This window comes from Mastigocoleus sp. MO_188.B34 (genome assembly GCF_030065675.1).
Lineage (GTDB): Bacteria > Cyanobacteriota > Cyanobacteriia > Cyanobacteriales > Nostocaceae > Mastigocoleus.
Map to the genome: position 1 here is coordinate 1 of NZ_JASJDK010000045.1, position 11,959 is coordinate 11,959.

The following is an 11,959-nucleotide window of genomic DNA, read 5'->3' on the forward strand; positions in this document are numbered from 1 at the left end:
CATATTTTATATATAAATAAATAATTGGTATATATAACAATGGCAAATATAAATATTGTTTGGTTATGAAGATTTTTCTGTTAAAAAAAATTACTAAAATGTCTTCATAACATTAATTAATATAATTTGTTGTGACTGTGATTTTATTTCTGCACCCGTAGAAAATATTCTTTACAACACTGTAGCCAAATATCTAGAAAGTACCTAATATTTTACGCAAATACTAGGATAAAAAATCACTCTAATCTATGTCCATATAATCTTGAATTGCTGAATAAGTCGTGCTCTGAAGATACACGTTGCAATGTATCTTTTTTAACTGTTTGTGCGATCGCAAATAATTACTGCCTAACGAGCAAAAAAATAGCAAAAATCGGCACATTTTCTTAGAAAACAAAATCTACCCCGAACAAAAGCGTTGTAAGTGTATATTTTTGGGGATAACATGGAGAATAGCTCATTAATCGCTTCTCACAACACATTTGGCTTCAGTTTTTTTATGGACATTCAGTTAATCAACATCGGTTTTGGTAACATCGTCTCTGCCAACCGAGTAGTTGCCATTGTCAGTCCAGAGTCAGCCCCGATTAAACGGATTATTACCGATGCCAGAGATCGAGGTCAACTGATTGATGCTACTTATGGTCGTCGTACTAGGGCTGTTATTATTACTGACTCAAGCCATGTAATACTTTCTGCAATTCAACCAGAAACAGTAGCAAACCGCTTCGTGATTTCTCGTGATCATCATCAAAATGTCGATAACTAAGGAAATATGGGTTACAAACCTTATTTTCATTTATGCTGTACCAACAGCGCAATGTGAATTAAAATAGTCTTCTGTTTAACAGGCTACTAATTTTATTGGTCAATGGTGATATTGCCAACGCACAAACACCAAGTAACTAATGAATAATATCTAATGTCTATTGATTGATTCACAAGTTGAGCGGATGATGCAAGTTTTATCAATCAAAAGTGGTGCTACTACCAAAGAACAATATCTATCTCCCGGCAAATTAATGATTTTGACCGGTCCAAGTGGAGTAGGAAAAGGTACTTTGATGCGAACCCTGCTCCAGCGTCATCCAGAACTTTATTATTCTGTCTCTGCGACGACTCGCACTCCTCGTTCTGGGGAGACTGATGGCATAAACTATTACTTTGTTAGCCGGACTAAGTTTGAACAACTAGTTGCTAGCGGAGAATTCTTGGAGTGGGCAGAATTTGCGGGTAATTACTACGGTACTCCCCGCCAACCCGTGCTTGAGAAAGTTAATTCTGGCAAAACAGTTTTACTGGAAATAGAGTTAGATGGAGCGCGACAAGTGCGTACTTCCTTTCCTCAGGCTATAAGTATTTTTATTTTGCCACCTTCTTTGGAAGAGCTAGAAAAACGTATAAGATCCCGTAATCAGGATTCTGAAGATGCGATCGCTCGTCGTTTAATACTAGCTCAGGACGAAATTACTGCTGCAGATGAGTTTGATATCCAAATTGTCAATGATGATTTTGAAACAGCTCTTTGTTCCCTGGAACAAGCAATATTTGGATAACTTTTATTTGCTGAACTTTGATTTTTTAGGCATTTAAGTAGTTTCGATGACCCACAGAAGAGTTAAGTTTTTATAATTTAAAGCTCTTGGAATCGCATTAAACCCCTTAAAGGTATCTTATTTTTTTAGATACTAAATATAAATTGTGGAGCCCTCGAATTCAAACATATAGGTAAAATTTACTTTGCCTATTTGTTTTTATCTTTGAAATGTTGGAAAAGATTGTGAATTTTATTTTTCCCCTGTAGTTTCAAATAGAATATTTTTTAATAACAATAATCGGTCTCAAATTATTCCAGACACAATCTCATTGATCTGATTTTTAAATAATGACGATCGCTAATGGGTGTAAAGCTCATAATTATCTCAAAATAATTTGCAAAATCATTTAGGATGTAATTATCAAACCTGTTACATCACATTTTTTGAACCAATCAAAAAAATAATTACCAATTAATATTGAACAATTGATAATTTTTACTAAGTTTACATACAAATTTTCGCTAGATTCTATCTAGCGATATTTTTTCTATAAAAATATCTACGGCACATAAGTAAATTTTTATGTAAACCCCCCTAAAACAGGAGGGTTTGAGAAAATTAAAAGTCTTGAAAGCTCTGTTATGATGTGTAAGTTTGCGACAACTTTTTGTTCTGACTCTCAGCAAGGAAAGCCCACCACTTATCCAGTTTTAACTTTCTCTAGATAGCTTATAAAAATTATTTAGTCAGCCAACTAAATTTTTATTTTCTACCCAACCAAGCCTTGTAAAAATGCGAGATTGCTGGTCAAGAAGTAAGCTGTGACAGCACCACCAATGCCACCCACTAAAAAGGCACTAGCAAAATTGTTCCAGCCTTCCTTGGAGGTAAAAGCATCTGGAAGAGTTGGTACAGTAACACTTGCCAATGCTTTGGAAGGATTACTGTTTGCATATAAAGATAAACAAGCAGTAAGAATCACAACTAGTCCAACAGCTCCAAGCAAACCAGCCAAATTAGCATTAGTAGCATTACGAAGGGGACCTAGCTTCGCAAATGGTCCAAACAATAAATAACCGTGAGCCATACCAACTTCTAGACCGCGTCGAAAGGGTGTTAACCCAGGACGATAAGCAGGTAGGTTATTGATATACCACTTCACAATGGGGGAACTATTTACTGGAGTTTCCAGATTTCCCTGTTGCGGATCGCGTCCAGCAGCAGTAACAACCTCTTGATTGCGAGGATCGCTTGCAGCTTGTGCCATATTTTGTGTTCGCCTCTAATTTAAGATTTTGGCATTATTTTATATTAATAATAATTCTATATAAGTGAACTTTTACTAGGCAACTTTAGAAAAATTAATTAATTGTTCTAATTATGATGAAACTCGCGAGCTGTTGCCAGCATCACGAGTTAAATAATTATCTTGAGTACTAGCTTTGAAAAGACTTTTAGCCTATCAAACTAGAGAAAATTACCAATTTAATTCAGGTTTAATAACTAACACAATTATTGGCATTAGTCACCCTTAATTGTGTTAAATATTATCATCTTTTATGGTAGAGGATGAAAAAGTAAGTCAGGAAAGAAGCGATTGAATTCAATCAAAATTCCTGCAGTAATAAATAACCAAATTGTAGTTATTACTGGCGCAGTACATAAGAATTTAACGAAGTTACTCTGCGTATCCATTATTTATCTCCCTTCATAAGTAAAATTATTTCCACTCGCTTAACGAGGTGAAATTGGAATTTCCGAATCTTTAGCTGTTAACTCTCCGGAAAGTAGTTCTTTAGCAGCAGCAGCAGGCCAAGCAAAGCCAGATGCCATCAATGGAAGCGCTAGAGAAACATCGATTTGGATTTCTTTTTGTTCGGAATTAGATTCTTTACGAACAGCAATTAAGTAGGCGCGACCTACCCAACCAATCCAACCAGCGATGTAAAGGAACAACAAACTGGGAATTAGAAAATCACCAGCACGCTCGAGGCGACCATCCACAATTAGGTGAGGCAAACCTTCAGGACCGCACAGTGCTTGAGAATAACGCTCAAATCTCTTTTTCCCTGAATTGGGATCGGCTGTAGTGTTACGAGCAGAGGCTGCTCTTTGCTGGAAAGCAGGAGATTCACTACAGGGTACCAGGTCAGCTCCTAATGCCAAACTGGATGGCACATAACTAAACCACAGAAAAATTGCAAAAATCAGAGCAAACAATCGTTGCATAGATTATGTTTCCTTTTATTACGAAACCAAAAGTTTTTGTACAAAACGAAGCGGCTTGCACAATTTTATTTTTACTTAACTAGCAAGTCATCATACTCTTGATAAGCAAACTGAGTAAAGTTGAAGTAAATAAAATTTAAAGCTTTGCAAACAAATTTTAACTAGGTGTTACTTAAAAATGACTAATATTCTAGCCATAGAGACAAGTTGTGATGAAACTGCTGTTGCAATTGTTAACAATCGTCAAGTCTATAGTAATGTAGTTGCTTCTCAGATCCCCATACACAAATTGTATGGTGGCGTTGTACCGGAAGTAGCTTCACGACAGCATTTAGAAAACATTAACTTGGTCGTGACTCAAGCTTTGGAACAAGCTCAACTGGGTTGGGATCGAATTGATGCTATCGCCACAACCTGTGCTCCGGGATTAGTTGGAGCACTATTGGTTGGTCAAACAGCCGCGAAAACTTTAGCAATGGTACACGATAAATCTTTTTTAGGAATCCATCACCTCGAAGGTCATATTTACGCTACTTATTTGGGCGATCCGACCTTGGAGCCGCCTTTTCTAAGTCTATTAGTTTCTGGAGGACATACTAGTTTAATTTATGTTAAGGACTGTGGTGTTTACGAAAGTTTAGGGCAAACTCGTGATGATGCCGCAGGAGAAGCTTTTGATAAGGTTGCTCGGCTTTTACAGTTGGGATATCCTGGTGGTCCAGTAATTGACAGCTTAGCGAAACAAGGTAATCCCCAAGCTTTTAAATTACCCGAGGGAAAAGTTTCGTTACCACAAGGTGGCTATCACCCTTATGATGCTAGCTTTAGTGGTTTGAAAACAGCTGTTTTGCGATTGGTGCAAAAGTTGGAAAATGAAATTAGGGATCCACTGCCATTATCAGATATCGCTGCGAGCTTCCAAGAAACAGTAGCGAAAGGTTTAACAAAAAGGGCTATTAAGTGTGCTCTAGATTATGGTCTTTCCAAGATTGCTGTTGGGGGTGGCGTCGCTGCTAACAGTGCTTTACGAAATCATTTATCCGAAGCTGCAACGCCACACAACATTCAAGTTATATTTCCTCCACTGAAATATTGTACGGATAATGCTGCAATGATTGCTTGTGCTGCTGCGGATCATTTTCAGAGAGGACATACTTCTGCTCTAAATTTGAAAGTGCGATCGCGCATGCACTTGAGCCAAGTCATGGAATTATACGATTCAAAAATATAATTTTGGCAATAAAATTTTGACAATAAGCTGAGTATATTGAATAAAAAAATGCTGAGGAAAAATAGGAGCTAGTTGAACAAAGATAAATATCTTGGAAATTCTTTTGTTGTAAGAAAGTACCCTGTTTGATGTGGCGCTAAGCGCAAGTCTGAATTAAGAATATGACTTGTAACTGCACAATACTTAATGGTACAAAGTCGTCAGCCGTTAACAAAAGTCAAAAACTTATGCATATGCATAACAGGTTTTAGAACTGATAAATTTCCTAACCCCATGCCATAGTGATATATTAATTTTTCACTATTAATCCTTAGTCACAAGTGAACGAATATGATCGGCAACAGCTTTTGGTTGTTCCAACATCGATAAGTGACCGCAATTAGGAATTTCGATCACGTTATCGCCACAAGACTGGAATAATTTGTGAAAACTAGCTAAATGGCGAACATACTTCGGTTCCATAACTTTATCCTCGGAACCAGCAAGGAAGTAAACAGGTTGTTTAAGTTGAGATACTAATTTTGGCAGTATATTTACTTCTTCTTCGGTGGTAGAGTCCAAAAGACTCCCTAAAGCTGCTTCTGGATCCGCAACGACGAAGTCAATCACCCTCTGGCGCGCCCATTGGCGTTCTAAGGGATGTACGACATCAACTCTGGCGAACAATAGATCGATCAAAGGTATTTGAGAGAGCCATCGCGGACGTATTTGTAAAAATCTTTGTCCTGCTGCTCGAAATTGTTCGAAAGCTTCTTTCAAATAAATTCCACCACCAGCGTTAACGCAAACTACACCTTGAATAATTTCTGGCATTTTCGCTGCAGTCCAAAGGGCAATAGTACCTCCTAAAGAATGCCCAATTAACCAAGCGTTATTAATTCCTAACTTTTCCAAAAGCTTTTCCAAATCCCGTGCATATGCATCTGGAGTATAAAGAGAATCAAAAGTACCAGCAAATTCTGTTTCAGAAGCCGAGTCAAGACTAAAAGTTGATAAAGGAAAATTAAAATTTGTTTTTTGCTGTATTTGAGATTCTCCAAAACCCCTTAAGTCATAAGACAAACATTGGAAATCTTTTGACAGTTGAGAAATTACAGGTTTCCAGTATCCACGACTATTGAGCCAACCGTGGATAAAGACTAAAGTACAGGTACTATTTGTGGGAGCTGTTAGCTCGTAAGCGTGTGGAACGTCTAAGATTTCAATAGTTGCCATGCTTATATCGTACCCGAACAGTTGAAGGTACGACTGAATACTCAGGTGAAGGAAATAAAACCAATTCAAAATTTAAATATAGCTGTGCCATAAATAATGGCATTATTATGCCCCCAATAACCTTGTGCGCACTCCTTCAGCAATTTTATGACCCAAATATTCTGGGATTGGACTTTCATTTGGTCCAAGTAGATAAAGAATTAATCGCGTCCGTCCACGCCATACAAGTAAATTAGCATTTACTACTAATAAATCTTCTTGCCAAACAGCGTACATCACTTTGTAAAATAATCCAGGTTGATTATCAGCTTCAACCACCAAAGCTGGTAAATGAAAAACCGGATCGACGTAGAACTCTGTTTGTACCTGTTCTAACCCTGCATCCAGGTTAAATTCTACTGCTAGCATTTCTTCAACTTCAAACCTTCCACCTAAAGCTTCGCGAAGAGCACGGGTGACGTTATCTGCTGTTTTTTCTGTGAGTGCTTTGCTACTCCGAGATACTAAAAGCTTAATAAAAACCAGCATCGGCGGTCTAATTTGACCGTAGAGACTCAAACTATGAATATTGAGCCCATAAGCTGCTAAAACACCAAAAATGTCACTTAATAGGAAAGACTGATTACGGTATGCAAAATGCAGAGCAGTTTTGTTACCTTCTGATTTAAGTTCGATGACAGCACGCCTAGTTTTATAAAGACGATATGCTAAACGCAAATTTTGCAGTTGAATTTCACTGCTAACAAACTGCTCGTAAAATTGTGGAAACGCTTGATTAAAGCGTTTAAGAAGTTCCAGAGTGGATGTTTTGAGACCAGAAGCCATCGTCGAATTTCAACTCACTGAACGCGGGTGACAACCAAGAAAAATGTTATATGCTATTCAGTCTTCTGTGCGACCTTGGGGTAATGTAAAACCAGTATCCATCAATAGGGAATGCCTACTAGACTTTGCTTTTGGTAAATTTATTTTAGGAATTACAACAAAATGCTAAAGTTAAGAATGGCTGGTGTACAAAAGTTGAAGAGCAAAATTTTATCTAGGGCTCTCCCCTAAATAACTCAAGTATCTGAGTTATATAGATAAATTTCAAAACTCTCAAAACTTATATAAACGCCTTTATACTTAAGCCAATTCAGTTATGTTACCCGAACCACGCTGGCATGGGTTTTTGGAAAACTTGGTTCAATACCTCAGAAGCTGGGGCAACAACTAAAGAGTCTTCCTTTGGTGAAGATTTTTTAGAGACAATTGATAAATCTAGCCCAAACGGCGATCACATAGTTTTTAGTACAGGGCGAGAAATTGACTTGTACGAGCTAGAGGAATTATGTGACGCAGTTGGTTGGTCCCGTCGCCCTTTACGAAAAGTAAAAAAAGCAATTGAGTATAGCTTTCTCGTTACCACTATGTGGCAAGTACGAGGAAATAAGAGGAGGTTAATTGGTTTTGCCCGTGCTACTTCTGATCGTGCTTTTAATGCCACCATTTGGGATGTTGTAGTCCACCCAGATTTTCAAGGAAAGGGACTTGGTAAGGCATTAATGGAATACATGTTGAAAAAGTTGCGTAGTGAAGAAATCAGTAACGTTACTTTATTTGCAGATCCTCATGTTGTGAGATTTTATCAAAATTTAGGATTCATGCCTGACCCAGAAGGTATAAAGGGTATGTTTTGGTATCCTCATTAAGGATTCTGAAAATCAATATATTTGCAATTTGTTTTCTATTATGTTATTATTTCCAAGGCTATCTAAAAAGATTTTAGAAAACAGTTTCAATTGTAATTTAAAAGTTCAGTAGTAATTAGTTTTATTTTTGGAAAAATTCTACATTGTAACTGGAGTTGCCTGAAAAATTTAATAAAAGCTACATAAATTTTTACAATTGTAATTCAGTTCAGGTGGGAAAAATTTACCCGTGAACTACTATAATCTTTTGCTAGTACTTTAGTGTATTTTATCATAAGCAAAGTAGTAAAAAATTTTGTTTTGCTCTAAACTTAATTTTATGTGGTATAATTTCTAGTATTGCTGATTTTGAATCATAGCAATTAATTAAATTTCCGGGATGTAGCGCAGCTTGGTAGCGCGCCTGCTTTGGGAGCAGGATGCCGCAGGTTCAAATCCTGTCATCCCGATTCATTCAAATAATAAATTCAAATATATCTAGGTAAATAATAATGCCCAGATATCTTTTTTATTTGTGAATAGAAGGTCAAAAATTAAAAAACAAGGTTGTTCATCTTAAAAATAATAGTTATTAATAATGTAATTAATATTAATCTCTAATGTATGAATAGTTCAATTTACTACTGATTAATAAATCGAACAGTCACAATTACTTCACGCATAAAAAGTAGTAAAATATACCTTTTTTACGATTATATACTGTGGCAATCCTCAATCATTCATGGAAATCAAATATGATTGCTATATTGAGAGCTGATTCATAAATGAATGATTAATATGCCATAACAGTTGATGAATATGATTATTAAAAATTTATGAATCAACAATACGAATAAACCAAAACTTTACAGTGACTGTTGTTAGTTATGCCCCAGGCATGATTTAATGAATCGTTCTAGGCAAGAAAAATTGGAACGATAAAAGAGTCAAAGAAGTCATTGGTTTGAGCTAAAGACAATAGAATGGGAACTATTCGCCTTTTTTTGGTGACAACAACTTGTGTCGTCACAAAAATATTCCTACAAGCATCCATACTTAAATTTTGGAGTTCGATGCTGTTAAAGGTGAGGCGAGTATGAATTAATAAACAAAGCACAGACAATTAGTAAAGACGATACTATAACTACAACTCTTTGGTTCTGTGCTAATCCGACCATCTGTCTGACTGAATTGAAATATCAACGCTAGGAGAAATCATGAAATCATTGGTTCGCTGGGGCGCAACGCTTAGTTTAGTTGGTGGAACTGTTTTAACAACTCTTACAGGTGGGATTATCCCAGCACTGGCAATCTCAGAAACAGAAATTACGCAAAAACTCAATGAAGTCCCTGTTTTCTTAGTTACTAATAAAGAAGGTGTTCCTTTAAGTCGTCCTTTGGAAAGCAAAAAAGGACAAGCAGCAGGTGGAGCTGTTACCGGTGTGTACATGAGTCAACAGGAAGCTAAAGCTTTTGTGCAGCAATTACAGCAATCCAAGCCAAAGGATCCAAAGAAAGCACAAATGTTTCGTTCCCTGCAAGTTACACCTGTACCTTTGGGTTTAATTTATAAGCAGTTGCAAGATACAAAAAGCAAGCCCAACCGTTTATTGTTCGCCTTTAAACCTGTGGAGCGGGAAGTTCAAGGAGCAATGAAATTATTGCGTGCGAATGGACAAAAAGTTGACCAAATTAGAAGTGTGCCACTATTTTTGGTTCGATTTGCCCAAGATAAAGGATACGTCTCCATTAAGCCTAAAACTGGTGGTACAGAAGAATTTATTCCTTTATTTTTGAGTAAAAAAGATGCTGAAGGATTACTCCAGCAAGTAAAGCCAAAATATCCCAAAGCTGACATTCACGTAGTAGACGTGGACAACGTAATTAAAACTTTGCAAGATAAAGACGATAAGTGGTTAAAACAAGTTGTTTTTTGGCCATCTCCCGAAGCAAGACAATTCATTCAAAAATTACCTCAAAATAAAAAAGCACCTAATCCTGCTGCTGCACCAGCTAAGAAAAAGTAAAATAATAGCTCTAATATAAGATTGAGAATGGGCGCAAATAAGCAATTACAAACAATTTCTGGTTTACAGCTTTGGAGATGGCGGAAAGCAGCAATTAGTGCTGCGATCACTGCTGATGTTCCAGTTGTTGAAATTGATTGGTTGCTTCAAGAGATCACTGATTTAGATAAATTAGCGCTCCGTTTGGGGAATTTTAAAAATAAGCATCAAATTCAGTCGCAGCTCAATTTAGAGGATTTAGAGCAACTTTGGCAAAAACGAATTAAAGAGCGTTTGCCAGTGCAGTATATTGCTGGAGCTACACCTTGGCGCAAGTTTAACATCGCCGTGTCTCCAGCAGTATTAATTCCCCGACCAGAAACAGAATGTTTGATTGATTTAGCTGTAAATGCTACTTTACAATCCTCCCAACTGCAAAAGGGTAATTGGGCAGATTTAGGAACTGGAAGTGGAGCGATTGCTTTAGGGTTAGCTGATACTTTTACCGAAGCAACAATTCATGCTGTTGATTATTCCATGGCAGCATTAGAAATTGCACAAAAAAATGCCATTAATGCGGGCTTGACCAAGCAAATAAACTTTTATCAAGGTTATTGGTGGGAACCACTAAAAAAATTCTCTGGAGAATTTAGTGGTATGGTATCAAACCCACCATATATCCCCAAAGATACGATTGCTGAATTACAACCAGAAGTTGCGATACACGAACCCCATTTAGCTTTAGATGGTGGTGATTCTGGATTGGATTGTATTTTTCACCTGGCTAAAACTGCCCCTACTTATTTAAAACCTGGTGGAGTATGGTTAGTCGAAATGATGGCAGGACAGGCAGATGCAGTTCGAGAAATACTTATTTCTCAAGGTGAATATGAAAATATTCAAATTCATACTGATTTATCTGGGATTGAACGCTTTGCTGTTGCTTATAAAAAGCAGATTTACCGATAATGAATTTATAAATAAAAAATATAGTTTGTAAACATAAAATATATAGCAATCCTAAATCATTCATGTTAGTCGCATCAAAGATGTTTGCACGTCTCTTGCTGTTAGCGGTAGCGTGACTTTAGTCATACACGTAGTGCGTCCAAACGCGTAAGCGTACCGTAGGTAAAAATGAATATTGTAGACACGCGACAGAGGATGTGGGGTTGGCGTTAATATTTGTCGAGTTACCGGATTTATCCGTTAAAAAAATCAAATATGATTGCTATAGATTGCTGTACTATGCTCCTTTCTTGCTGATTCTTATGATTTAACATCTAGGAATTATCTATTAAATAATTAGAAAATTAATATATTAGAATAATAAACACTTATTTATTTCCTTGAGATTATATTCTCATAATTTTTATATTGATAAATATGCCTTTAGTTTCTCTTGATTTACTTGTCTCTGGTATTCGCTCTGGTCAGTTAGCTAGTTTCCCAACAGACACCGTACCAGCATTGGCAGCACTCCCAAGTTCTTCATCACTAATCTTTAATGCAAAACAGCGTAATCTTAAAAAACCTTTGATTTTGATGGCTGCAAATATTTCTCAGCTTTGGGATTATGTAAGTGCTGATTGCGATCTAGAAAGTTGGCATCATGTCACACAAAAATACTGGCCTGGAGCATTGACTTTAGTTGTTCCAGCATCAAAAAAAATACCAGTATCTCTCAATCCTACAGATCCGAGTACAATTGGCATCCGAGTTCCAGATAGTGAAATTGCCCGGAAAATTATTGCACAAACTGGACCCTTAGCAACCACTAGCGCAAATTTATCAGGTCAACCGCCTTTGCGAAAAATGGCTGAAATTGCAGCAAAATTTCCTCAAGCACTTGCTTTATCTCCAGAGGAAATACCACTTCAATCAGAGATGGGTACAGGTCAGCCCTCTACAGTAGCAAAATGGGATGGGAAAAATTGGAAAATCTTACGCCAGGGATCTGTGATTTTAGATATATAAGTATTTTTATATTTTTAGTATTATTTATTCGACTTTATTATTTCATCTGAGTAGAATTAACCTATCAATCTGGAATTAAAACTGGAATTAAAA

The 11,959-nt window shown here is 36.7% G+C and carries 12 protein-coding genes and 1 tRNA gene; 8 read left to right on the forward strand and 5 right to left on the reverse strand.

The window, feature by feature from the left end; genetic code table 11:
• Positions 1-499: 499 nt before the first annotated feature.
• Entirely contained in the window at positions 500-769 is a 270-nt protein-coding gene (gene remA, locus QNJ50_RS12930; RefSeq protein WP_027840949.1) for an extracellular matrix/biofilm regulator RemA, read from the forward strand.
• Positions 770-953: 184 nt separating this feature from the next.
• The gene (gene gmk, locus QNJ50_RS12935; protein WP_300635893.1) at positions 954-1,556 is read left to right on the forward strand and encodes a guanylate kinase; all 603 of its coding nucleotides are present in this window, start codon (positions 954-956) and stop codon (positions 1,554-1,556) included.
• A 751-nt stretch (positions 1,557-2,307) separates the two neighbouring features.
• Here gmk and QNJ50_RS12940 read toward each other — a convergent pair.
• From QNJ50_RS12940 to QNJ50_RS12950, 3 genes are all read right to left on the reverse strand, one after another.
• Complete coding sequence (locus QNJ50_RS12940; protein WP_300635855.1) at positions 2,308-2,805, reverse strand: photosystem I reaction center subunit XI; 498 nt, start codon at positions 2,803-2,805, stop codon at positions 2,308-2,310.
• 290 nt (positions 2,806-3,095) lie between these two features.
• The gene (gene psaJ, locus QNJ50_RS12945; protein ID WP_072207738.1) at positions 3,096-3,233 is read right to left on the reverse strand and encodes a photosystem I reaction center subunit IX; all 138 of its coding nucleotides are present in this window, start codon (positions 3,231-3,233) and stop codon (positions 3,096-3,098) included.
• A 39-nt stretch (positions 3,234-3,272) separates the two neighbouring features.
• Positions 3,273-3,767 (reverse strand): Photosystem I reaction center subunit III, encoded by a 495-nt coding sequence (locus QNJ50_RS12950; RefSeq protein WP_300635856.1) that lies wholly within the window; start codon positions 3,765-3,767, stop codon positions 3,273-3,275.
• Between the two features lie 178 nt (positions 3,768-3,945).
• Here QNJ50_RS12950 and tsaD point away from each other — a divergent pair, with 178 nt between their 5' ends.
• Positions 3,946-4,998, forward strand: coding sequence for a tRNA (adenosine(37)-N6)-threonylcarbamoyltransferase complex transferase subunit TsaD (gene tsaD / locus QNJ50_RS12955; protein WP_300635857.1), 1,053 nt, complete (start codon positions 3,946-3,948; stop codon positions 4,996-4,998).
• 303 nt (positions 4,999-5,301) lie between these two features.
• Here the strand turns inward: tsaD and QNJ50_RS12960 are convergent, their stop codons facing one another.
• Positions 5,302-6,213: an alpha/beta hydrolase gene (locus tag QNJ50_RS12960; protein WP_300635858.1), complete on the reverse strand. Its 912-nt coding sequence runs from the start codon at positions 6,211-6,213 to the stop codon at positions 5,302-5,304.
• Positions 6,214-6,318: 105 nt separating this feature from the next.
• On the reverse strand, positions 6,319-7,038 hold the full coding sequence (locus QNJ50_RS12965; protein WP_300635859.1) for a hypothetical protein: 720 nt from the start codon (positions 7,036-7,038) through the stop codon (positions 6,319-6,321).
• Between the two features lie 338 nt (positions 7,039-7,376).
• Here QNJ50_RS12965 and QNJ50_RS12970 point away from each other — a divergent pair, with 338 nt between their 5' ends.
• The 5 genes from QNJ50_RS12970 to QNJ50_RS12990 all read left to right on the forward strand — a co-directional run bounded on the left by QNJ50_RS12970 (position 7,377) and on the right by QNJ50_RS12990 (position 11,866).
• Complete coding sequence (locus QNJ50_RS12970) at positions 7,377-7,904, forward strand: GNAT family N-acetyltransferase (protein WP_300635860.1); 528 nt, start codon at positions 7,377-7,379, stop codon at positions 7,902-7,904.
• Positions 7,905-8,279: 375 nt separating this feature from the next.
• Positions 8,280-8,353, forward strand: a tRNA-Pro gene (locus QNJ50_RS12975).
• Between the two features lie 747 nt (positions 8,354-9,100).
• A complete protein-coding gene (locus QNJ50_RS12980; RefSeq protein WP_300635861.1) occupies positions 9,101-9,910 on the forward strand; it encodes a Tic22 family protein in 810 nt (269 codons plus the stop codon).
• Positions 9,911-9,937: 27 nt separating this feature from the next.
• The gene (gene prmC, locus QNJ50_RS12985; RefSeq protein ID WP_300635862.1) at positions 9,938-10,858 is read left to right on the forward strand and encodes a peptide chain release factor N(5)-glutamine methyltransferase; all 921 of its coding nucleotides are present in this window, start codon (positions 9,938-9,940) and stop codon (positions 10,856-10,858) included.
• 417 nt (positions 10,859-11,275) lie between these two features.
• Positions 11,276-11,866, forward strand: coding sequence for an L-threonylcarbamoyladenylate synthase (locus tag QNJ50_RS12990; protein WP_300635863.1), 591 nt, complete (start codon positions 11,276-11,278; stop codon positions 11,864-11,866).
• The last annotated feature ends 93 nt before the right edge of the window (positions 11,867-11,959 follow it).

Excerpts from the sequence above, each read along its gene's own strand:
- remA (WP_027840949.1), top strand. The coding sequence starts at position 500 with ATGGACATTCAGTTAATCAACATCGGTTTTGGTAACATCGTCTCTGCC.
- gmk (WP_300635893.1), top strand. The coding sequence starts at position 954 with ATGATGCAAGTTTTATCAATCAAAAGTGGTGCTACTACCAAAGAACAA.
- QNJ50_RS12940 (WP_300635855.1), bottom strand. The coding sequence starts at position 2,805 with ATGGCACAAGCTGCAAGCGATCCTCGCAATCAAGAGGTTGTTACTGCT.
- psaJ (WP_072207738.1), bottom strand. The coding sequence starts at position 3,233 with ATGGATACGCAGAGTAACTTCGTTAAATTCTTATGTACTGCGCCAGTA.
- QNJ50_RS12950 (WP_300635856.1), bottom strand. The coding sequence starts at position 3,767 with ATGCAACGATTGTTTGCTCTGATTTTTGCAATTTTTCTGTGGTTTAGT.
- tsaD (WP_300635857.1), top strand. The coding sequence starts at position 3,946 with ATGACTAATATTCTAGCCATAGAGACAAGTTGTGATGAAACTGCTGTT.
- QNJ50_RS12960 (WP_300635858.1), bottom strand. The coding sequence starts at position 6,213 with ATGGCAACTATTGAAATCTTAGACGTTCCACACGCTTACGAGCTAACA.
- QNJ50_RS12965 (WP_300635859.1), bottom strand. The coding sequence starts at position 7,038 with ATGGCTTCTGGTCTCAAAACATCCACTCTGGAACTTCTTAAACGCTTT.
- QNJ50_RS12970 (WP_300635860.1), top strand. The coding sequence starts at position 7,377 with ATGGGTTTTTGGAAAACTTGGTTCAATACCTCAGAAGCTGGGGCAACA.
- QNJ50_RS12980 (WP_300635861.1), top strand. The coding sequence starts at position 9,101 with ATGAAATCATTGGTTCGCTGGGGCGCAACGCTTAGTTTAGTTGGTGGA.
- prmC (WP_300635862.1), top strand. The coding sequence starts at position 9,938 with ATGGGCGCAAATAAGCAATTACAAACAATTTCTGGTTTACAGCTTTGG.
- QNJ50_RS12990 (WP_300635863.1), top strand. The coding sequence starts at position 11,276 with ATGCCTTTAGTTTCTCTTGATTTACTTGTCTCTGGTATTCGCTCTGGT.